The following is a 20,633-nucleotide window of genomic DNA, read 5'->3' as shown; positions in this document are numbered from 1 at the left end:
AAACGGCGTCCCGTCGACTGCACGATCGGGGAATCGCACAGTCGAGACGCCGCCGGAACCATCTGAGCCGAAGTGCGCCGCCTTGTGAGCGGCGCGCTCGAGACTCAGCCCATATGCAAACCGCCGTTCAGCGAAAAATCAGCGCCCGTCGAGAAACCCGATTCGTCCGAAGCGAGCCACGCCACGATCGAACCGATTTCGTCCGGCTGGCCGAGACGGCGCACCGGAATCGTCGCGACGATCTTTTCCAGCACGTCCGGGCGGATCGACTTGACCATATCGGTGCCGATGTAGCCCGGCGACACGGTGTTGACCGTCACGCCCTTGGTGGCCACTTCCTGCGCCAAAGACATCGTGAAGCCGTGAATGCCGGCCTTCGCGGTGGAGTAGTTGGTCTGGCCGAACTGGCCTTTCTGCCCGTTCACCGACGAAATGTTGATCACCCGGCCCCAGCCGCGCTCAACCATGCCGTCGATCACCTGCTTGGTGACGTTGAACAAGCTGGTCAGGTTGGTGTCGATCACCGCCGTCCAGTCTTCGTGCGTCATCTTGCGGAACACGACGTCGCGGGTGATGCCGGCGTTGTTCACCAGCACGTCGATCTCGCCGACTTCGGACTTGACCTTGTCAAACGCAGCCTTGGTCGAATCCCAGTCGCCGACATTGCCTTCGGACGCGACGAAGTCGAAACCCAGCGCCTTCTGCTCATCGAGCCACTTCACGCGGCGCGGCGAGTTCGGGCCGCAGCCTGCGACCACCTTGAAACCTTCTTTGTGGAGCCGCTGGCAAATGCTCGTGCCGATGCCACCCATGCCGCCCGTTACGTACGCAATTCGCTGTGTCATAAACTTCACTCCGTTATCGTTTTCGAGGCGCCGACCGGCTGCCTCATCCCTCGCCTTGTGCTTCATCTCCACTGCCGCCGGGCGACCGGCTGGCGAGGCCACTGCTCACCGCGCGCCGCCCGCTGCAACGAGGCGCGCGGCAACCATGCTTGAAGCCGCCTTACGCGCGCTCGACCGCCAGCGCCACGCCCATGCCGCCGCCGATACACAGCGACGCCAGGCCCTTCTTCGCGTCGCGCTTCTGCATTTCGTGCAGCAGCGTGACGAGAATCCGGCAACCGGACGCGCCGATCGGATGGCCGATCGCGATCGCGCCGCCGTTCACGTTGACCTTCGACGTATCCCAGCCCATCTGCTTGTGCACGGCGAGCGCCTGCGCGGCGAAGGCTTCGTTGATTTCCATCAGGTCGAGATCGGCCGGGCTCCAGCCCGCGCGCTCCAGACAGCGGCGCGAAGCCGGCACCGGGCCCATGCCCATCACCTTCGGATCGACGCCTGCGTTGGCGTAGGCCTTGATGCGCGCGAGCGGCGTAAGGCCGAGCGCCTCGGCCTTCTTCGCCGACATTACGATCACCGCCGCCGCGCCGTCGTTCAGACCCGACGCGTTGGCGGCCGTCACCGTGCCTTCCTTCGAGAACGCCGGCTTCAGGCCCGCGAGCGACTCGGCCGTTACGCCATGACGCACGAATTCATCCGTGGCGAAACGAAGAGGCTCGCCCTTGCGTTGCGGAATTTCGACCGGCACGATTTCGTCGTCGAAGCGGCCCGACTTCTGCGCGGCTTCCGCCTTGTTCTGCGACAGCGCCGCGAACGCGTCCTGCTGCTCGCGCGTGATGCCGTATTCCTTGGCGACGTTCTCCGCCGTCACGCCCATGTGGTACTGGTTATACACGTCCCACAGGCCGTCGACGATCATCGAGTCGATCAGCTTGGCGTCGCCCATGCGAAAGCCGTCGCGCGAACCCGGCAGCACGTGCGGCGCCGCGCTCATGTTTTCCTGACCGCCGGCGATCACGATGTCGGCGTCGCCCGCGATGATCGCGTTGGCGGCCAGCATCACGGCCTTCAGACCCGAGCCGCACACCTTGTTGATCGTCATGCCGGGTATGGCCGAAGGCAGCCCTGCCTTGATCAGCGACTGACGCGCCGGGTTCTGGCCGGAGCCGGCCGTCAGCACCTGCCCCAGGATGACTTCGCTGACCTGCTCGGGCTTCAGACCGGCCCGTTCGAGCACGGCACGAATCACCGTGGCGCCAAGATCGGGCGCGGCGATCTTCGCCAGCGACCCACCGAATTTGCCTACTGCCGTACGAGCGGCCGATACGATCACAACATCAGTCATTTCGATATCCTCCGGGCACGCCGGCCAATTGCGCCGCGGCCCGTCAAGTTAATAATCTCGTTGCTCTTTCGCTCTTGCTTCAATCACGCGCTCATCCGGATCACGCTTCGAACTGCGCAATGAAATCTTTACTGCGACTCACATCACACACTACTCGCGCTGCCGCACATAGCGCCCCGGCGCCGGCTCGATGACCGGAAACCCGGCCGAGCCAGGTTTGGCTCGCGGCTTCACTTTCTTGCCGCCGTACTGATCGAGCCAGGTGGTCCATTCGGGCCACCAGCTGCCGGGGACTTCGGCGGCCTGATCCAGCCACTCTTCCGGGCTTTCCGGCAGTGTTCTGGTGTCGCCCTCCAGAACCCAGTAATTGCGCTTTTTCTTCGCCGGCGGATTGATCACGCCCGCGATATGGCCCGACGCGCCGAGCACGAACTTCAGCGGCCCCGTCAGCAACGGCACCGACGCATACGCCGTTTGCCACGGCACGATATGGTCTTCGCGCGAACCGTAAATGAAGGTTGGCACGTCGATCTTCGACAGGTCGATCGGTTCGCCGCAGGCGCTCAACGCACCCGGCTCGCGCAGGCGGTTCTCGAGATACGTATTGCGCAGATACCAGACGTACATCGGACCCGGCAGACTGGTCGAATCGCTGTTCCAGTACAGCAGATCGAACGGCACAGGCGTGCGCCCTTTGAGGTAGTTGTCGACAACGTAGTTCCACACCAGGTCGTTCGGGCGCAGGAATGAGAACGTGTTGGCGAACTCGATGCCGCGCATCAGTCCCGGCGCGCTGCCGTTCTTGCCGCCGATGGTCTGCTCGCGCATCTGCACATGTGCTTCGTCGACGAAGATGTCGAGCACGCCCGTGTCCGAGAAATCGAGCATCGCGGTGAGCAAGGTCATCGACGCGGCCGGATGTTCGCCGCGCGCGGCCGCCACCGCCAGCGCCGCGGCCAGCATCGTGCCGCCGACACAGAAGCCGAGCGTGTTGATCTGCTCCCGGCCGCTGATCTTGCACACCGTGTCGATCGCGGTGAGTACGCCTTCGCCGATGTAGTCGTCCCACGTCTTATGCGCGATGGATGCATCCGCGTTGCGCCACGAGATCAGGAACACCTGATGCCCCGAATCGAGCGCATGCGCGACCAGCGAGTTCTCCGGCTGCAGATCGAGAATGTAGAACTTGTTGATGCAGGGCGGCACGATCAACAGCGGCCGTTCGTGCACGGTGGTGGTACGCGGCTTGTACTGGATCAACTGGATCAGATCGTTTTCAAAAACAACCGAGCCTTCGGTGTTCGCGAGATTGCCGCCGACCACGAAACGCGATTCGTCGGTCTGCGAAATCTTGCCGCGCTGCAAGTCGCTGAGCAGGTTCATCACACCTTGCCGCAAACTCTCGCCCTGACTCTCGAGCAAGGTCTTTTGCGCTTCCGGATTCAAGGCGAGGAAGTTGCTGGGCGATGCCGCCGCGGTCCATTGCTGAACGGCGAAGCGAATGCGTTCACGCATCTTCGGCTCGGTTTCGAGCGCGTCGACCATTTCCTGCAGATAGCGTGCATTCAATAGATACCAGGCCGCGGTGAACGCGTAGGCCGGCGTCGCGCTCCATGCGTCGGCACTGAAACGCCGATCTTTGAGTTCGGGGATTTTCGTCGTCGAGGCGGCGGCCTGCTGGATCAACTCCATCGCCTCGCGGGAATAATCGGCTTGCAGCTTTTGCAGACGCTCCGATGGAATCGCCGCGCCCGGAACATTGAGTCCGGCGAATGAACTCAGCGACGGCAGCGCCGGCATAGATGCGGCAGCGGCTGCTTTGCTGAAGTCCGGCATGCCGGGAAAAGCCGGCATTTGCGGCATCTGCGGCAGGGTGAACGGCGCGCCGTTGCCTCCGGGCGATGTGCCGAGCGAACGCCATGCGTTCATCCAGGCGTCGAATAACTGCTGCATGCCGGGCGCTGAAGTTGCGCCGCCCGTACCGACCTGCTGCGCATGCTCCGTCGAGGAGTCCGTGCTGGGGGAAGCTGAGGAATGTGATGCTGCCATACCTGCTTTTGACCGGTAAGTCCTTGCGGACGGTTTGAGAGGCAGGTTCTTGCGCGCGTGGGCGATTGCTTGCAACCTCGTCACGCCCTGCTCCATGGGTGAGGAACATTCTTGCTCCCCATTGCAAGGCATGTCAATGCTTGTTCCCGATTTTGCCGCAGTGCGATATTTTTTTAATTATCGTTTTCCCTGTGTAGTAGATCGCGCTTTTGGACGTGGTTCGCCACATGGACTCACCAACGAAAAAACTCCCATTTGGCATGGGCTTATGCGCGCTCATCCGTGCGCGTGCCCATGCTTTTCGCGGCAGATTGACGCTTGTCCGACGAATTCCGGCAGCGCAGCAAAGAAGTCTGCTGCGCCTCCGAACAAACCCTCGCACGCGCCTCAGCCGACATGCTCTGCGCGCTCGCGCACACGTGGCCGCACCAGCTGCCACCACGCGGTTCGTTCGCTAGTCCGCGATGGTCTGCGCCTGATCGTCCAGCCAGATCAGCGCGGCCATGCGTCCCGTTGCGCGATCGCGGCGATAGGAATAGAAACGCTCGCGTTGCGTGACCGTGCAAAGGTCGCCGCCGACAATCCGGCTGATGCCGAACCGCTGCAAACGCAAGCGAGCGAGCGCCGCGAGATTGGCCAGGTATTTGCCTGCGTTTTGCGGATGGACAACGAACGCATCCGCGGTGGCATCACGTTGCGCGCTGTCGACACCGTTCATGAAGGCGTCACGCACGTCTGCACCCACCTCGAAAGCATCGGGTCCGATCGCCGGACCGAGGTACGCATACAGCGAAGCGGCATCGACGCCGGCCAGATCCGCAACGCGCTGCGCAGTCTGTTCGACGATGCCTGCCGCGAGGCCGCGCCATCCTGCATGAGCCGCGCCGACCGCACGTCCCGCCTGATCGCACAACAGCACCGGCATGCAGTCGGCCACCATCACGACGCATACCGTGCCGGGCCGATCGGTGACGCTCGCATCGGCTTGCGTCGGCGCGCCGCTTGCGCGAGCCTGCGCCAGTACATCTTCGGCACGCACGATGCCGGCGCCGTGAATCTGCTCGAGCCAGGCAGCCTCGCCCACGCCCGCCAGCGCAAGCAGACGCGCGCGATTGGTGGCGACCGCGGCGGGATCGTCGCCGGATTTCGTTCCGAGGTTCAGGCCACCGGGCCGATCCATGCCGTCATGCCAACGGCCAAACGGCGCTTCACTCACACCGCCATTGCGCGTCGTGACGAGCGCACGCACGCGCGGCGATACATTCCATGCGGGTTGCACAACATCGGCAAACGTCAGCTCGGGCAAGCTCATGCGTGGTTGTCCTCGTCGGGTTCATCGTCCTCGTCGGGTTCAGCGGCTTCGTCGATGTCTTCGTCGAGCGACGCATCGTAGTCCTCGTCCTCATAGTACGTCTCGTCGAACTCGCCGGCATCGTCGCGCCCCAGACCGAGCGCGGCCGACAGCGCCGCCATGTCTTCCGGCACATCCGCGCGCCATTGCATCGTCCGGCCGGTTTGCGGATGGATCAGCCCGAGGCGCCACGCATGCAGCGCCTGGCGCGCGAAGCCGTCCGGCAGCGGGGTGACCGAGCGCTTGCCGCGCGCGCGCCCGTACACCGGGTCGCCCAGCAACGGATGGCCGATGTGCGCGCAATGCACGCGAATCTGATGGGTGCGGCCGGTTTCCAGGTCGCAATGGATTGCCGTGACGGGCTGACGCTGCCAGATCGCCGTTTCGACGCGCCGGAAATGCGTGCGCGCCGGTTTGCCCGAGGCGCTCTTGACGACCGCCATGCGCGTGCGTTCACGCGGGTCGCGGCCGATCGGCGCGTCGATCGTGCCCTCTTCGGGCATGTTGCCCCACACCAGCGCGAGGTAACGGCGCTTGACCGTGCGCGCCTGCAGCTGACGCACCAGATCGGTCTGCGCCTCGAGCGTGCGCGCGACCACCATCAAGCCGGAGGTTTCCTTGTCGAGCCGGTGCACGATGCCCGCGCGCGGCAGGCCCGCGGCGGCGTCGCCATAGCGGTACAGCAGACCGTTCAGCACCGTGCCGCTCCAGTTGCCGGCGGCCGGATGCACGACCATGCCGGCCGGCTTGTTGATGACCACCAGCGTGTCGTCCTCATAGACGATCTCGAGCGGAACCGGCTCGGGTGTGAAGGCGAGCTGTTCGGGCAGCAGATCGGGCACGAGCTCGATGGTCGCGCCGAGCGGCACCGGCTGACGGATCTTCGCCGGCTTGCCGTCGATACGCACGCGCTCCGCCTCGATCCAGCTTTGCAGCCGGTTGCGCGAGAACTCGGGAAACACGCGGGCGAGCACCTTGTCGAGGCGCTCGCCGGCCAGTTCGTCGGGCACGGTGACGCTGCGCGGCGTTTCGTCCGCGACGCGGCCGGCCACGGTCGGCACGATACCGGGCTCGCGGGCGGCGGCGAGCGCGTCGCTGCCGAGATCGTCGTCGAGCGAATCGACGCCCAATGCGTCGGAGGGGTCAGCGCTTAAGTTATAATCTTTGTTGCTATTCCCGGCGCCGGTAGCGGTACCTGGAGTATTTGAGCGGGTCATTGAGTCTGGGTCACCTGGACGTAAAGCTAGACTGGAAAATGCGAGCCTTGAACACCATCACTAAAGCGGCGATCAATTTGGCGGCCATCAAGAAGGCGGCCCGGAAAGTGGCCGGATACATTGCGTGCGCCGCAGCCGTCGCCGTTGTTGCGGCTTGTCACGGCCTGCCGGAAAAGACCGATGAAACGGCTACGTGGAACAACAACAAATTATATACGGAGGCGAACGACGCTCTGTCCGGTGGCGACTTCGGCAAGTGCGCCAAGTACTTCGAGATGCTCGAGGGCCGCGACCCGTTCGGCCACTTCGCCCAGCAAGCGCAGATCAACGTTGCGTATTGCAACTGGAAAGACAACGAAAACGCCGCCGCCGACCAGGCGATCGACCGCTTCATCCAGCTGCACCCGGATCATCCGGACATTGCGTACGCGTACTACCTGAAGGGCATGATCCACTTCAATGACGACCTCGGTCTGTTCGGCCGCTTCTCGGGCCAGGACATGAGCGAGCGCGATCCGAAGTCGCTGCGCGAATCTTATGACGCGTTCAAGGTCGTGGTCGACCGGTTTCCGAACAGCAAGTACGCACCGGACGCCGCGCAGCGCATGCGTTACATCGTGAACGCGCTGGCGTCGCACGAAGTCCACGCGGCGGATTACTACTACCGCCGTGGCGCCTATGTCGCCGCGATCAACCGCGCACAACTGGCGTTGAAGGAATACAAGAACGCGCCGGCGATCGAAGACGCGCTGCATATCATGATGCTGTCGTATGAGAAGCTGAATCAGCCGCAACTGGCGGACGACACCAAGCGCGTGCTGGCCGGCACCTTCCCCGACAGCCCGTATATCACCGGGCATGCAAGGCCGGGTAAGGAAAAGTCGTGGTGGCAGTTCTAAGTCACGTCACGCACTGAAAACAAAAACGCCACGACTTCGGTCGTGGCGTTATTGTTTGTGCCGGCTACGTCGCTCTGGTTGGGGGGTCCTGCTTCAAGCCCCCCTGCTTCAAGCCGCTGCTTCAAGCCATTGCTTCAATCGCGCTCGAACAACGCAATCGACTCCACATGCGACGTATGCGGGAACATGTTCACCACGCCCGCGCCCACCAGCCGATAGCCTGCCTCGTGCACCAGCAGACCGGCGTCGCGCGCGAGCGTCGCCGGATTGCACGACACGTAGACAATCCGCTTGGGCAGCGGCCCATTGCCGCTCTGCGCGATCTCGGCCAACGCCTTCGCCACGGCCAGCGCGCCTTCGCGCGGCGGATCGACGAGAAATTTGTCGAAATGGCCGAGCGCGCGCATGTCGTCGGCGGTGACTTCGAACAGATTGCGGCACGCGAACGACGTATGGCCTGCCACGCCGTTCAGTTCGGCATTGGCCAGTGCGCGCGAGGTCAGCACCTCGCTGCCTTCGATACCGACCACTTCCTTCGAAATCCGCGCCAGCGGCAGCGTGAAGTTGCCGATCCCGCAGAACAGATCGAGCACGCGGTCCGTGCGCGCCGGCGCAAGCAGCCGCAGTGCGCGGCTCACCAGCACGCGGTTGATCGCGTGATTCACCTGGGTGAAGTCGGTCGGCTTGAACGGCATCCGGATGTTGTATTCCGGCAGCGTGTAGTCCAGTTGCACGTCGAGCGGATAGAACGGCGTGACCGTGTCAGGACCCTTCGGCTGCAGCCAGAACTGCACCTTGTGCTCGTCGGCGAAATCGCGCAGCACCTGTTCGTCGGCTTCTGTGAGCGGCTCGAGGTTGCGTACCACCAGCGCGGTGACCGACGAGCCGACCGCGAGTTCGAGCTGCGGCATGCGATCGTAGATCGACAGCTTGCGAACCATGAAGCGCAGCGGCATCAGCATCGCCGACACATGCGGCGGCAACACCTCGCAAGTCTTCATGTCGGCGATGTAGCTGCTCTTCTTCTCGTGAAAGCCGATACGCATGCCGCCCTTTTCCGGCAGGTAGCGCACCGCCAGACGCGCGCGATAGCGATAACCCCAGGACGGCCCGTGAATCGGCCGGAACACGGTTTCCGGGCGAAGCCTGGCGAGATGCTGGAGATTGTCTTCGAGCACGCGCTGCTTGACCGCCACCTGCGCGCGGATGTCGAGATGCTGCATCGAACAGCCGCCGCAGGTGCTGAAGTACGCGCATTTCGGCGTGGTGCGGATCACGCTTTCGCGCAGCACCTCGACGACCTCGGCCTGCTCGTATTTCGGCTTGCTGCGATGGGTCGCGTAGCTGACGCGCTCACCGGGCAATGCGCCTTCGACAAAGATGACCTTGCCGGGCGCGCCGCCTTCGCCCTCGGTGCGGCCAACGCCGCGCGCTTCCATATCGAGCGAGACGATTTCGATGACCGGCTCGTCGCCGGTGATGACGGGCGCACGCACCGGAGCGGGCGCCTTCTGGCGCTTCGGCGGGCGACGATGGGGGGCAGTTCGGGACACCTGCAACTTCCTGACAAACTTGGGAGAAAGGCGAGATTGTAGACGAAGCTCCGCCCTTGCCAACGATTTGGCGCGGCCACGATGTCATGACCGCAGCATGTGCTGGGCGCCGCGCTGTCGATTAGCAAACGGCGAACCGCTTCACCAACTGACTAGTTATCGAACGCGGCCAGGTACTCGGCCCATTGCGGCGCCGTCTCCAGCGCGAGCGCGTTTTTCACCAGCGTGATCTCGTCAGCATACTCTTCGGCGGAAAACGCGCCGCGGACCAGCTGGAAACGGCAATACAGCAGATACGTGTTGACGACGTCAGTTTCGCAGTAGTTACGGATCTCCTCGATGCGGCCTTCCTGATACGCGTGCCACACCTGACTGCCGTCCATGCCCATCTTGCCGGGAAAGCCGCACATCTTGGCGAGCGCATCGAGCGGTGCATTGGCGCGCGCCTGATACATCGCCAGCACGTCCATCAGATCCGTGTGACGCGCGTGGTAGCGGCTGATGTAGTTGTTCCACTTGAACTCGCGATCGTCCTCGCCGAGATCCCAGAACCGGTAAGCCGGAATGCCGTTGACCAGCGCGCGGTAATTCAGCACCGGCAAGTCGAAGCCACCGCCGTTCCACGATACCAGCTGCGGCGTGTATTTCTCGATCACGCGATAAAACGATTGCACCAGCGCGGCCTCGCCATCTTCCGGCGTGCCGAGCGAGCGCACCCGGAAACCGTTGTTGTCGCGGAATACGCAGGAAATCGCCGCGATACGTTGCAGGTGATGCGGCAGAAAATCGCTGCCGGTCTTTTCGCGGCGCACGGCAAACGCGTGCTCGGCGACTTCGGCGTCGCTCAGCGTGGCGGGCAAATCTTCGAGGCGGCGAATGCCGACGACATCGGGAATTGTCTCGATGTCGAAAACCAGGATCGGTGTCATTGAATTAGAGAACGGCGTCCTTGCGCACACCGTTGGAGGCAAAGAAGCGCTTCAATCGCACCAGCGCTTCCTGCTGGATCTGGCGCACACGCTCGCGCGTGAGGCCCATTTCATCGGCCAGCTCTTCGAGCGTGGCCGGCTCGATGTGGTTTAGCCCGAACCGGCGCTCGATCACATGACGATGCTTGTCCGACAACCGTGCGAGCCACGCGCGTGTAAGCGTTTCCAGCTCGCGGTGCTGCACCTCGGCGTCCGGTGACTGGCTCTGATCATCGGACAGCAGATCGAGCAGGCTGCTCGCCGGGTCCAGGTCGAGCGGCGCGTCGAGCGATGCGGTGTGCTCGTTCAGCGCGAGGATGTCGGTCACTTCGTCGGTGGTCTTGCCGGTCAGATAGGCAATGTCGTCGATGCTAGCGTCGCGGCGCTCTGCCGCTTCGCCCGAATTCATCGAATTTTTTTCCAGATGGCGCTTGGCGCGCAGCACCTGATTGAGCTCACGAATCACGTGCACAGGCAAACGCACGGTGCGCGCCTGGTTCATGATTGCGCGCTCGATGCTCTGCCGAATCCACCAGGTGGCATACGTCGAAAACCGGAAGCCGCGTGTGGGATCGAACTTCTCGATCGCGTGCATCAGGCCTAGGTTGCCCTCTTCGATCAGATCGAGCAGCGGCACGCCGCGGTTCAGGTAGCCCTTCGCAATGCTGACGACGAGCCGCAAATTACGCTCGATCATCACCTGCCGGGCGTCGAACTCGCCCGCCTTGGCAAGGCGCGAATACTTCTGCTCTTCTTCGACGGTCAGAAGCGGCTTGACGCTGATGCGGTTCAGGTAGTGCTGGATCGTGTCGGCCGTCAGCTCGGCTTGCAGCAGCGCGCGAAAGTCGTCCGCGTCCGGCACGGCTTCGCCCGCGCTTTCGCGCGCGTCGCCGGCATCTTCCGCGCCGCCCTGGCGCTCGTCGAGGTCGCGCTCTTCCACGATCTCTTCTTCGACTTCCGAAGCGCTGCCTTCGTCCACCAACGCGGACGTGGCACGTCTGATCGTTTCAGACTCGGCTTGCGGCGGGCGGCGCTTCGATTTCGGCATGGTCGTATCGCTTATTGCGGCGGCAAATACTTCAGTGGGTCAACAGGTTTACCCTGCCGGCGAACTTCGAAATGCAACATCACACGGTCTGAATCGCTATTGCCCATCTCAGCGATTTTCTGCCCCTTGGTCACCGCGTCCCCCTCTTTTACCATCAAAGAGCGGTTGTGTGCATACGCGGTGAGATAAGTTGCGTCATGCTTGATGATAATGAGATTGCCGTAACCACGCAGCCCATTTCCTGCATAAACCACGCGGCCATCCGCCGAAGCCTTGACCGCGTCACCCGACGCGCCGCCGATATTGACGCCCTTGTTGGTCGAGTCGTTGAAGGTGCCGAGTAGCGGGCCGCGCACCGGCCATGCGAACGCGACGTTGCCGGACGCGCCGGAGGTCGAGTCGCTCGCGGCGCCTTGATTGGCCGGCGGCGTCAGCGAGGCGCTGTTCGAACCCGAACCATAGATAGGCGGCGCTGCTGCGACGCCTGCTGCTGCGCCCGTCGACGGCGCCGTGCTGCCGAGCGGCGCGCTTTGCGCCGCGCCGCCGCTGCCGATCGGCGCGGTCGTGACGCCCGGCGTCAGCGCGGCGGCGTTGGCCCCCGGCGGCACCACGCGCAGCAACTGATCGACTTCGATCTGATTCGGATTGGTGAGATTGTTCCACGCCGAGATATCGCGGTAGTTCTGGCCGTTCTCCAACGCAATCCGATACAGCGTGTCGCCCGGCTTCACGCGGTAGTAACCGGGCGGCGGCGGTCCGAGCGGCACAGCCGGTTGCTGCGCGGTTTGCGTACTGAGCGTGCCGCCACCGGAGCGATCGACGACAGGCGCCTGATCGAGCCTGGAAGCACAGGCCGTCATCAACAGGGACAAGGCGAGCACGCACACGCTACGCTGGGTTACGGTCATGGGGACATTCAGGCTGGTTCTTTGCATCGCGCGCAACATACTCATCGGTGTCAAATCACTCCGGATTTTAAGGGTACAAAGAAAACGCGATCAAGCCGCGACTCGCGCCACTGCGCGGGTCCGAGACGCTCGACCAGAGTCAGCACCTGGTTCTGGCCGTCCTGCGAGCCGACCGGGGCGACCAGACGGCCGCCGATCGCGAGTTGTTCAAGTAAGGCTTGCGGAACGTCAAGCCCGGCCGCGGCGATCACGATCGCATCGAACGGCGCCGCCGACGGCAACCCGAGGCGGCCATCGCCATAGTGCAGCCGGATATTCGGTATGCGCAGCGGACGCAAGTTCGTCTTCGCGCGTTCGGACAGCGGCTTAATGCGTTCGATCGAATAGACGTCGCGCGCGACCTGGCTCAGCACGGCTGCCTGATAGCCGCAACCGGTGCCGATTTCGAGCACGGTGTGCAACGCGCGGCCGGCTGCGGCAAGCTCGATCATCCGGGCGACCACCGAGGGCTTGGAAATCGTCTGGTGATGGCCGATCGGCAGGGCGGCATCTTCATAGGCCTGAGCCGCGAGGCCCGGGTCGACGAACATGTGGCGCGGCACCACCGACATCGCATTCAGCACGCGCTGATCGGTTACGCCGTTCGCTCGCAGGCGTTCGACCATCCGTTCGCGAACCCGTTCCGAAGTCAGCGCCAATGCGCCGTTCAGAGCGACATTCGGTGCGGCGGCGCGCTCGCTGGGTTTGACTGCGGGTTTGCCCGGCGGCGCCGCTTTTGGCGCGGCGCGCGCAGTCGATATCTGTGCGGCGGCCTTCGCCTGTGGTTTGGCTTGCGGCTGGACTTGGGGCTTAACCTGGGTCGCTATCTGGGTCGCTATCTGGGTCGTTATCTGCGGCTTAACCTGGGTGGCTAGCTGCGTAGTCACCTGGGTTTTTACCTGAGGCTTCGCTTGCGGCTGAGCCTGCGCCCCGGTCTGCGGCTTCGCTTGAGCCTTTGCTTTGGGCTTGACCGCGGAGCCGAGCGGCGCATTCTTCGCCGGCTGCTGCCGTGCATTGAGCGCAGCACTTGCGGCGAGTGCCGCCGCGCGCACTTCGCCCGGGCGCCCTTCGGGCCGGCGCGGTTCGCGCACCAGGTCCTCGAGACCGAGCGGAAAGCGCTTTGCGCGCTCGCCTGTCATGAAGCGCCGCTGCCGGCGCGCGCCCAGTCGCGCGCTGCGGGCAGCATTTGCGTGTGGGTCAGGTCGAGCTGCAACGGCGTGATCGATACTTGGCCGTTCGCGACAGCGTGGAAATCGGTGCCTTCGCTGGCATCGCGCGCGCTGCCCGACGGGCCGATCCAGTAGATCGGTTCGCCGCGCGGGTTGGTCTGGCGGATCACCGGCTGCGACGGGTGGCGCTTGCCGAGCCGCGTGATGCGCCAGCCGCCGAGTTGCTCGTACGGCAGGTTCGGGATATTGACGTTCAGCAGCGGATGCCCCGGCAGCGGCTGTGCGAGATAATGCGCGACGATCTCCGCAGCGACGCGAGCCCCGTCTTCGAGATGCACCCAGTCCTTGTCGACCAGCGAGAACGCGATGGCCGGCACACCGAACATGATGCCTTCCGTGGCGGCAGCGACCGTGCCCGAATAGAGCGTGTCCTCGCCCATGTTCTGGCCGTTGTTGATGCCCGAGACGACGAGGTCCGGCGTGTGGTCCAGCATGCCCGTCAGCGCGATGTGCACAGAGTCGGTGGGTGTACCGTTCACATAATAGAAACCGTTCGCCGAGCGCAGCACCGAGAGCGGCCGCGACAGCGTCAATGAATTGGACGCGCCGCTGCAGTTCTGCTCGGGGGCCATCACGGTCACGTCCGCGATCGGCTTGAGCGCTTCGTAAAGCGCGGCAAGGCCGGGCGCCAGATAACCGTCGTCATTGCTGAGTAGGATTCGCATGCGGCGATTGTAACCGAGGAAAGAAGACACGCGAACGACACAGAAGCGGCGCGCGCGGCGCATGCAAAGCGCACGCGTCGAGCTTGCATTGAGGCCCCCGGCGGGCACTCATCGGGGACGCAACGAGCCGGCCTCATGCAACAAAAACGCACGATCGTGCGGCTTGCTTTACACTCAGACTGCTTGCGAGGCCCCGAAGGAAGTCCCCTTGGGCAACCCTGATCGATATGGAGACACGATGCGCGCGATTCGCTGTAATCATTACGGGCCGCCGGAGAGCCTGGTCGTCGAAAATCTGCCGGACCTCGAACCGCCACCCGGTCACGTCGTGATTGACGTCAAAGCCGCGGCCGTCAATTTTCCCGATGTCTTGATCATCGAGAACAAATACCAGTTCAAACCACCGCTACCGTTTACGCCGGGCTCCGAAGTGGCGGGTATCGTGCGTGCGGTCGGCGCGGAGGTCACCCAGTTCAAGCCGGGGTCGCGCGTGGTCGCGTTCACCGGTTCCGGCGGCTTTGCCGAACAGGCGTTGGCGCCCGCAGCGGCGTGCGTGCCGCTTGCCGATGGCGTCGATTTCGAGCTGGCGGCCGCGTTCACGCTGGCGTATGGCACGTCGCACCATGCGGTGGTCGATCGGGGCGAGTTGAAGGCCGGCGAGACGATGCTGGTTCTGGGCGCGGCAGGCGGCGTCGGGCTGGCGGCGGTCGAAATCGGCAAGGCGCTCGGCGCACGCGTGATCGCGGCGGCGTCGAGCGATGAAAAGCTCGCCGTCTGCGTCAAGCACGGCGCCGACGCCACCATCAACTACAGCACCGAAGACCTGCGCGAACGCATCAAGGCGCTCACCGGCGGCCAAGGTCCGGACGTGATCTACGATCCGGTCGGCGGCGTGTACGCGGAACCGGCGTTTCGCAGCATCGGCTGGCGCGGGCGCTATCTGGTGGTCGGCTTCGCGAACGGTGAGATTCCGAAGCTGCCGTTCAACCTGACGCTGCTCAAAGGCGCGAGCATCGTAGGCGTGTTCTGGGGTGACTTTGCGAAACGCGAGCCGCAACACAATCATGCCGCGTTCGAGCAGATGGTCGGCTGGATCGGCGCAGGCAAGCTCAAGCCCTACGTGTCGGCGCGCTATTCGCTCGAAGACACTAGCCGCGCGTTGCGCGACATGGCGGAGCGCCGCGTGATCGGTAAGGTGGTGATTACCCCTTGACCACGGTGTGCTTACGAAGCGCTTGTGGAAACGTCGAATAAAAAGCGCGCGGCTTTCGTGAACTGCACCCCAAAAGTTGGACACCGATCCAACCCTTGGGGTGTTGTTCATGACGAAGTACAGTGAGCAGTTAAAGCTGAAGATGGTGAAGCAGTATCTGGCCGCGTGCCCGCGTTAGAGCTTTTCCGTCTCGCCCGTCTTCGGCTGCCATTTCATCAGCCGCCGCTCACCGATCCCGACGATGGCATCGAGAATCAGCGCGAACGCGGTCAGCACCAGAATCCCGGCGAACACGGTATTGATATCGAAGGTGCCTTCGGCCTGCAAAATCAGATAGCCGACGCCGCGCGCCGAGCCGAGATACTCGCCGACCACCGAACCGACGAACGCGAGCCCCACCGATGTATGCAGGCTCGAAAACACCCAGCTCATCGCGCTCGGCAGATACACGAAGCGCAGCAACTGTTTGCGGTTTGCGCCGAGCATGCGCGCGTTGGCGAGCACGACCGGGCTGACTTCCTTCACACCCTGATAGACGTTGAAGAACACGATAAAGAACACCAGCGTGACGCCCAGCGCGACCTTCGACCAGATCCCGAGACCGAACCACACGCCGAAGATCGGCGCGAGAATCACGCGGGGCATCGAGTTGGCGGCCTTGATGTACGGGTCGAACAGCGCGCTCGCGAGCGGCGACAGCGCAAGCCACAGGCCGACGCCCAGCCCCAGCGCCGTGCCGAGCGTGAACGCCAGCACGGTTTCGACCAGCGTGATCCACAGATGCAGATAGATCTCGCCGCTCGTGAACCATTCCCAGATCCGCTGCAACACCTTCTGCGGCTCGCCGAAGAAGAATGCGGCCTTGTTCGGGTCGTCGAAATAGAACGCGGGCAACAGCGTCGGGCTGGTCAGCACGTACCAGAGCACGAAGCACAGCACGAGCAGCAGCCACTGCCAGATCGCCAGATTCGCCCGGTTCGGGCGCAACGTCTTCCACATGGATCGATTGCCTTACACGGTTAATTGACATCACTGCGACGCGCAACTACAGGACGCAAACGCCCGGACGCGGTTAAACGGCCGTGAGTTGCTGCTGGTAACCCTTGAGCACCTCATCGCGCAGCACGCTCCAGATCTGCGCGTGCAACTCGACGAAACGCGGATGCGCGCGAATCTCGGCGACGTCGCGCGGACGCGGCAAGTCGATCGTAAACTCGCCGATCGGACGCGTGCCCGGTCCGGCCGAGAGCACCACCACGCGGTCGGACATCGCGATCGCTTCGTCGAGATCGTGCGTAATGAACAGCACCGCCTTGCGTTTGGCCGCCCACAGGTCGAGCAGTTCGTTTTCCATCAACTGACGCGTCTGGATATCGAGCGCGGAAAACGGCTCGTCCATCAGGATGATGTCGGGGTCGAGAATCAACGTCTGCGCCATCGCGACGCGCTTGCGCATGCCGCCCGACAGCTGATGCGGATAGCGGTCGCCGAAACCGCCGAGACCGACGCGTTTGAGCCACTCGTCAGCTTTGCTGCGCGCTTCGGGCGGCGGCACACCCTGGAATGCGAGGCCGGCCATCACGTTGTCGATCGCGGAGCGCCATGGCATCAGCGCATCGGCCTGGAACATGTAGCCGGCGCGCCGGTTGATGCCCTTGAGCGGTTCGCCGAATACGTTGACCACGCCCGACGACGGGTCCAGCAAACCGGCGCCGACATTCAGCAAAGTCGATTTGCCGCAGCCGGTCGGGCCGACCACCGAAACGAATTCGCCCGGCGCGATGCGCAAGGTGGTGTCCTTGACTGCCGTGTAGCGCTGCGCGCGGTTATCGCGTGCGGCAAACGTGCAGGTGATGTTCTCGAGCGCCAGCGCGGCAACGGTCATCATTCGACTCGCTTCGAAGATCGGTTTCGGTTTGTCTGTTATCGCGACTGCGGCGGTCAAGGCAAACGCGCTGCGCGGCTACCTTTGCCCCCGCAGTTAAAGGCCTACGCCTTGACGGTGGCCAATGCTTTCTTGACGAAGTCGTTGGTCCACGTTTTCGACAGATCGATCGGCTTGCCCTGCACCGCAGGATCGAAGGCCTGCAAGGTTTTCAGCGCGGTAGCCGGGCCGTCGGCGGGCATCAGGCCATCCGGCGACATCGCCTCCTTCACGTGCTGCCACGCGTCCAGATACACCGCGCGGTCGCCGAGCAGATAGCCTTCCGGCACCGTGTTGATCAGCTCGCTGCCGGTCGCCGTTTGCAACCACTTGAGCGCGCGCACCATCGCATTGGTCAACGCCTGCGTGGTATTCGGATTCTTCGTGATGAAGCTCTGCGACGCGTACAGGCACCCTGCCGGCATATCGCCGCCGAACACGCCGCGAGTGTCGGCGAGCGTGCGCGTGTCCGACACGACGCGGATCTCGCCGGTTCGTTCGAGCCTGGTCATCACGGGGTCGAGATTGGCGATGGCGTCGATCTGGCCCGACTGCAATGCGGCGATCGCGCCTGCTCCGGCGCCCACGCCGATGAACGACACGTCTTTCGCGGTCAGCCCGGCCTTCGCCAGCACAAAGCTCGCCATGATCGAGGTCGACGAACCCGGCGCGGTCACGCCGATTTTCTTGCCCTTCAGATCGGCGATCGACTTGTAGTTCGGCATCGCCTTCTTCGACACGGCAAGCACGATCTGCGGCGCGCGTCCTTGCAGCACGAATTCACGGAACGACTGCTTTTGCGCCTGCAGCAGCAAGGTGTGTTCGAACGCGCCGGAGACCACGTCCGCGCTACCGCCGACCGCCGCCTTCAGCGCTTGCGAGCCGCCAGCGAAATCCGAGATTTCGACTTCGAGGCCTTCTTCCTTGAAGTAGTTGCGGCGCTCGGCAATGGTGAGCGGCAAGTAATAGAACAGATTCTTGCCGCCGACAGCGATCGCCACCTTGGTGGTTTCAGGTTTGCCCTGCGCGAAGGCGAGCGGCGTGGCCGCAAGCGTGAGCCCTGCGAGGGCGGCGCTGCCGGCGAGGAAGGTTCTGCGTTGCATGGTCCGTAGTCTCCAACTTTTGTTGTCCAGCTTTCTTGTCTTTTGCCGCAGTGCCCGCACTGCCTTTGAGCGCCGCGCTTGCGTGTCCTGGTCTGCGTCCGGCTTTGTGTCTGTGCTTACGGCGCGCGGCCTACCGAACAGTGGCAAATCACGCGCGGCGCAAGCTTCCGAACCGCACTCGCTCAGACTATCTGTTGCGCATGCAACCGTGCAATGTGGTCTGCATCATAACCTAGCGATTGCAGGACTTCATCGGTATGTTCACCCAGCTCCGGGCCGAGCCAGCGGGTTTCGCCGGGCGTGTCCGAGAGCTTCGGCGTGACCGCCGGCAACGTGATTTCCTGGCCGTCCTGCCACTTGAAGCGCTGGATCATCTGACGCGCCATGTACTGCGGATCGGTAAACATGTCGGCGACGCTGTAGATGCGGCCGACCGGAACGTCGGCGGCATTCAGTACCGCGAGTGCTTCGTCGATGGTGCGCCTGGCGAGCCACGCGGCAATCGCGCCGTCGATTTCCTGAGTACGCGGCACGCGGCCGTCGTTGTGGGCCAACGCGGGATCGTTCGCCAGATCTGCGCGTTCGATCGCCAGCATCAGCCGTTTGAAAATCGGATCGCTGTTGCCGCCGATCACGATGCTGCCGTCGCGGCACGGATACGTGTTCGACGGCACGATGCCCGGCAGCGACGCGCCGGTGCGCTCGCGCACCATGCCGTACACGCCGTATTCCGGCACCACGCTTTCCATCATGTTGAAGACGGCCTCGTACAGCGCGACGTCCACGACCTGCCCCTTGCCACCGTTCACCTGCTTGTGATGCAGCGCCATCAACGCGCCGATCACGCCGTGAAGCGCGGCGATCGAATCGCCGATCGAAATGCCGATGCGCGGCGGCGGCAAGTCAGGATAGCCTGTGATATGGCGCAAGCCACCCATCGATTCGGCAATCGCGCCGAATCCGGGCCGATCGCGATACGGTCCGGTCTGGCCGTAGCCGGACAAACGCACCATCACGAGGCCGGGATTCTCTGCGGACAAGACGTCATAGCCGAGCCCGAGCTTCTCGAGCAGCCCAGGCCGGAAATTCTCGACGACGATATCCGCCTCTTTCGCGAGACGCCGCACGATCTCCTTGCCCTCTTCGGCTTTCAGATTGATCGTCACGGATTTCTTGTTGCGCGCCTGCACGGCCCACCACAGCGACGTACCGCCGACTTCAGGGTAGAGCTTGCGCCATTTGCGCAGCGGGTCGCCGCCTTTGGGATCTTCGATCTTGATGACGTCGGCGCCGAACTCGCCGAGAAAGCGCGCGGCGAACGGGCCGGCGATCAGCGTGCCGAGTTCGAGCACCTTGACGCCGGCGAGCGGGCCTTGGGGCGCGGCGGTTGCGCTTGATTCGTGGATGGCGCTCATGAAGTCTCCTTTGTTCTATTCCGGCGGCGGCGCTTGAGCTGTGCGCGGGAGTGGTCAGAGCGGCGGGCGCGGCAAATGCCTCGGCTACATCGAGCGCCGGTCGAGCATCGCGCGGGCGATCGTGCCGGCGTCGACGTATTCGAGTTCGCCGCCCACCGGCACGCCGCGTGCGAGGCGCGTGACGGCAAGCCCGCGCGCCTTGAGCGTCTGCCCGAGGTAATGCGCAGTGGCCTCGCCTTCGTTGGTGAAATTGGTCGCGAGCACGACTTCCTTAACGACGCCGTCCGACGCGCGTTTGACCAGCCGGTCGAAATGAATCTCCTTCGGGCCGATGCCGTCGAGCGGACTGAGCCGCCCCATCAGTACGAAATAGAGGCCGCGATAGGTCATCGTCTGTTCGAGCATGATCTGGTCGGCTGGCGTCTCGACGACGCACAGCAGCGTGGGATCGCGCTCAGGATCGAGGCAGACCTCGCAGATCTGCGCCTCGGTAAAGGTGTTGCACTTCTCGCAGTGCTGCAGATGCTCGGTCGCGAACAGCAGCGAGCGGCCGAGCTTTTCGGCGCCGTCGCGGTCGTGCTGCATCAGGTGGTACGCCATGCGTTGCGCGGACTTTGGCCCGACACCGGGCAGCGCGCGCAGCGCTTCGACGAGCGCCGACAAGGCGGAAGGTTGTTTCATGCGGATCGGCGGCGTCGAAGTGGGTGTTGCCCGTCATGTTGCCAGAGAGCGGGAGCGATGCGGCTGCGTCGGCGCGCAGGCGAATCAGGCGGGCGCGCCTGACTGACAAGCCAGGACGAACGGGACGAGCACACCAGGAACGTGACTCGTGCGTTCAGCGGACGCCGCGGCGGCAACGGCCGCG

The 20,633-nt window shown here is 63.8% G+C and carries 18 protein-coding genes; 2 read left to right on the top strand and 16 right to left on the bottom strand.

The annotated features are described in order from the left end of the window. Positions 1 to 104: 104 nt before the first annotated feature. The 5 genes from DLM46_RS06055 to DLM46_RS06035 all read right to left on the bottom strand — a co-directional run bounded on the left by DLM46_RS06055 (position 105) and on the right by DLM46_RS06035 (position 6,804). Positions 105 to 845, bottom strand: coding sequence for a 3-ketoacyl-ACP reductase (locus DLM46_RS06055; RefSeq protein WP_115100000.1), 741 nt, complete (start codon positions 843 to 845; stop codon positions 105 to 107). Positions 846 to 1,005: 160 nt separating this feature from the next. Further along, a complete protein-coding gene (locus DLM46_RS06050) occupies positions 1,006 to 2,187 on the bottom strand; it encodes an acetyl-CoA C-acetyltransferase (protein ID WP_115099853.1) in 1,182 nt (393 codons plus the stop codon). Positions 2,188 to 2,337: 150 nt separating this feature from the next. Continuing rightward, positions 2,338 to 4,140, bottom strand: coding sequence for a class I poly(R)-hydroxyalkanoic acid synthase (gene phaC / locus DLM46_RS06045; protein ID WP_115099852.1), 1,803 nt, complete (start codon positions 4,138 to 4,140; stop codon positions 2,338 to 2,340). A gap of 550 nt (positions 4,141 to 4,690) precedes the next feature. Further along, on the bottom strand, positions 4,691 to 5,548 hold the full coding sequence (gene pgeF / locus DLM46_RS06040; RefSeq protein WP_115099851.1) for a peptidoglycan editing factor PgeF: 858 nt from the start codon (positions 5,546 to 5,548) through the stop codon (positions 4,691 to 4,693). Next, positions 5,545 to 6,804, bottom strand: coding sequence for an RluA family pseudouridine synthase (locus DLM46_RS06035; RefSeq protein ID WP_115099850.1), 1,260 nt, complete (start codon positions 6,802 to 6,804; stop codon positions 5,545 to 5,547). Before DLM46_RS06035 ends, pgeF begins: the two co-directional genes overlap by 4 nt. A 38-nt stretch (positions 6,805 to 6,842) precedes the next feature. Between DLM46_RS06035 and DLM46_RS06030 the strand changes: the two genes are divergently transcribed. Continuing rightward, positions 6,843 to 7,703, top strand: coding sequence for an outer membrane protein assembly factor BamD (locus DLM46_RS06030; protein ID WP_115099849.1), 861 nt, complete (start codon positions 6,843 to 6,845; stop codon positions 7,701 to 7,703). A gap of 134 nt (positions 7,704 to 7,837) precedes the next feature. Here DLM46_RS06030 and rlmD read toward each other — a convergent pair whose 3' ends face one another. From rlmD to surE, 6 genes are all read right to left on the bottom strand, one after another. After that, the gene (rlmD, locus tag DLM46_RS06025) at positions 7,838 to 9,256 is read right to left on the bottom strand and encodes a 23S rRNA (uracil(1939)-C(5))-methyltransferase RlmD (protein ID WP_115099999.1); all 1,419 of its coding nucleotides are present in this window, start codon (positions 9,254 to 9,256) and stop codon (positions 7,838 to 7,840) included. A gap of 152 nt (positions 9,257 to 9,408) precedes the next feature. Continuing rightward, complete coding sequence (locus DLM46_RS06020; RefSeq protein WP_115099848.1) at positions 9,409 to 10,185, bottom strand: 3'-5' exonuclease; 777 nt, start codon at positions 10,183 to 10,185, stop codon at positions 9,409 to 9,411. Between the two features lie 4 nt (positions 10,186 to 10,189). Then, positions 10,190 to 11,272 carry an RNA polymerase sigma factor RpoS gene (gene rpoS, locus DLM46_RS06015; RefSeq protein ID WP_115099847.1) on the bottom strand — a complete coding sequence of 361 codons (1,083 nt, stop codon included), beginning with the start codon at positions 11,270 to 11,272 and terminating at the stop codon, positions 10,190 to 10,192. A gap of 11 nt (positions 11,273 to 11,283) precedes the next feature. Further along, positions 11,284 to 12,225 (bottom strand): peptidoglycan DD-metalloendopeptidase family protein, encoded by a 942-nt coding sequence (locus DLM46_RS06010; RefSeq protein WP_115099846.1) that lies wholly within the window; start codon positions 12,223 to 12,225, stop codon positions 11,284 to 11,286. 5 nt (positions 12,226 to 12,230) lie between these two features. Beyond that, positions 12,231 to 13,358 carry a protein-L-isoaspartate(D-aspartate) O-methyltransferase gene (locus tag DLM46_RS06005; RefSeq protein WP_115099845.1) on the bottom strand — a complete coding sequence of 376 codons (1,128 nt, stop codon included), beginning with the start codon at positions 13,356 to 13,358 and terminating at the stop codon, positions 12,231 to 12,233. Beyond that, entirely contained in the window at positions 13,355 to 14,113 is a 759-nt protein-coding gene (gene surE / locus DLM46_RS06000) for a 5'/3'-nucleotidase SurE (protein WP_115099998.1), read from the bottom strand. Before surE ends, DLM46_RS06005 begins: the two co-directional genes overlap by 4 nt. A gap of 238 nt (positions 14,114 to 14,351) precedes the next feature. Here surE and DLM46_RS05995 point away from each other — a divergent pair, with 238 nt between their 5' ends. Further along, entirely contained in the window at positions 14,352 to 15,326 is a 975-nt protein-coding gene (locus DLM46_RS05995; protein WP_115099844.1) for an NADPH:quinone oxidoreductase family protein, read from the top strand. A 174-nt stretch (positions 15,327 to 15,500) separates the two neighbouring features. On the opposite strand, the gene DLM46_RS05990 is transcribed toward DLM46_RS05995, so the two are convergent. The 5 genes from DLM46_RS05990 to recR all read right to left on the bottom strand — a co-directional run bounded on the left by DLM46_RS05990 (position 15,501) and on the right by recR (position 20,449). Beyond that, positions 15,501 to 16,325: an ABC transporter permease gene (locus DLM46_RS05990; RefSeq protein WP_115099843.1), complete on the bottom strand. Its 825-nt coding sequence runs from the start codon at positions 16,323 to 16,325 to the stop codon at positions 15,501 to 15,503. Between the two features lie 73 nt (positions 16,326 to 16,398). Continuing rightward, positions 16,399 to 17,211, bottom strand: a complete 813-nt coding sequence (locus DLM46_RS05985) for an ABC transporter ATP-binding protein (protein WP_115099997.1) — start codon at positions 17,209 to 17,211, stop codon at positions 16,399 to 16,401. A 104-nt stretch (positions 17,212 to 17,315) separates the two neighbouring features. After that, positions 17,316 to 18,353 (bottom strand): ABC transporter substrate-binding protein, encoded by a 1,038-nt coding sequence (locus DLM46_RS05980; protein ID WP_115099842.1) that lies wholly within the window; start codon positions 18,351 to 18,353, stop codon positions 17,316 to 17,318. A 182-nt stretch (positions 18,354 to 18,535) separates the two neighbouring features. Next, on the bottom strand, positions 18,536 to 19,768 hold the full coding sequence (locus DLM46_RS05975; protein ID WP_115099841.1) for a CaiB/BaiF CoA transferase family protein: 1,233 nt from the start codon (positions 19,766 to 19,768) through the stop codon (positions 18,536 to 18,538). A gap of 84 nt (positions 19,769 to 19,852) precedes the next feature. Further along, complete coding sequence (gene recR / locus DLM46_RS05970) at positions 19,853 to 20,449, bottom strand: recombination mediator RecR (RefSeq protein WP_115099840.1); 597 nt, start codon at positions 20,447 to 20,449, stop codon at positions 19,853 to 19,855. Positions 20,450 to 20,633 lie beyond the last annotated feature (184 nt).

The sequence above is a fragment of the Paraburkholderia lacunae genome (assembly GCF_003353175.1).
Classification (GTDB): Bacteria; Pseudomonadota; Gammaproteobacteria; order Burkholderiales; family Burkholderiaceae; genus Paraburkholderia; species Paraburkholderia lacunae.
The sequence above is the reverse complement of the archived record's forward strand: the minus strand, read 5'-3'. Positions and strand labels throughout refer to the sequence as shown.

Coding starts and splice junctions, on each gene's coding strand:
- DLM46_RS06050 (WP_115099853.1), bottom strand. CDS start 2,187: ATGACTGATGTTGTGATCGTATCGGCCGCTCGTACGGCAGTAGGCAAA.
- recR (WP_115099840.1), bottom strand. CDS start 20,449: ATGAAACAACCTTCCGCCTTGTCGGCGCTCGTCGAAGCGCTGCGCGCG.
- DLM46_RS06005 (WP_115099845.1), bottom strand. CDS start 13,358: ATGACAGGCGAGCGCGCAAAGCGCTTTCCGCTCGGTCTCGAGGACCTG.
- DLM46_RS06030 (WP_115099849.1), top strand. CDS start 6,843: ATGCGAGCCTTGAACACCATCACTAAAGCGGCGATCAATTTGGCGGCC.
- DLM46_RS05985 (WP_115099997.1), bottom strand. CDS start 17,211: ATGACCGTTGCCGCGCTGGCGCTCGAGAACATCACCTGCACGTTTGCC.
- DLM46_RS05980 (WP_115099842.1), bottom strand. CDS start 18,353: ATGCAACGCAGAACCTTCCTCGCCGGCAGCGCCGCCCTCGCAGGGCTC.
- DLM46_RS05995 (WP_115099844.1), top strand. CDS start 14,352: ATGCGCGCGATTCGCTGTAATCATTACGGGCCGCCGGAGAGCCTGGTC.
- DLM46_RS06020 (WP_115099848.1), bottom strand. CDS start 10,185: ATGACACCGATCCTGGTTTTCGACATCGAGACAATTCCCGATGTCGTC.
- DLM46_RS05990 (WP_115099843.1), bottom strand. CDS start 16,325: ATGTGGAAGACGTTGCGCCCGAACCGGGCGAATCTGGCGATCTGGCAG.
- surE (WP_115099998.1), bottom strand. CDS start 14,113: ATGCGAATCCTACTCAGCAATGACGACGGTTATCTGGCGCCCGGCCTT.
- DLM46_RS06035 (WP_115099850.1), bottom strand. CDS start 6,804: ATGACCCGCTCAAATACTCCAGGTACCGCTACCGGCGCCGGGAATAGC.
- rpoS (WP_115099847.1), bottom strand. CDS start 11,272: ATGCCGAAATCGAAGCGCCGCCCGCCGCAAGCCGAGTCTGAAACGATC.
- pgeF (WP_115099851.1), bottom strand. CDS start 5,548: ATGAGCTTGCCCGAGCTGACGTTTGCCGATGTTGTGCAACCCGCATGG.
- DLM46_RS06055 (WP_115100000.1), bottom strand. CDS start 845: ATGACACAGCGAATTGCGTACGTAACGGGCGGCATGGGTGGCATCGGC.
- phaC (WP_115099852.1), bottom strand. CDS start 4,140: ATGCAGCAGTTATTCGACGCCTGGATGAACGCATGGCGTTCGCTCGGC.
- DLM46_RS06010 (WP_115099846.1), bottom strand. CDS start 12,225: ATGAGTATGTTGCGCGCGATGCAAAGAACCAGCCTGAATGTCCCCATG.
- DLM46_RS05975 (WP_115099841.1), bottom strand. CDS start 19,768: ATGAGCGCCATCCACGAATCAAGCGCAACCGCCGCGCCCCAAGGCCCG.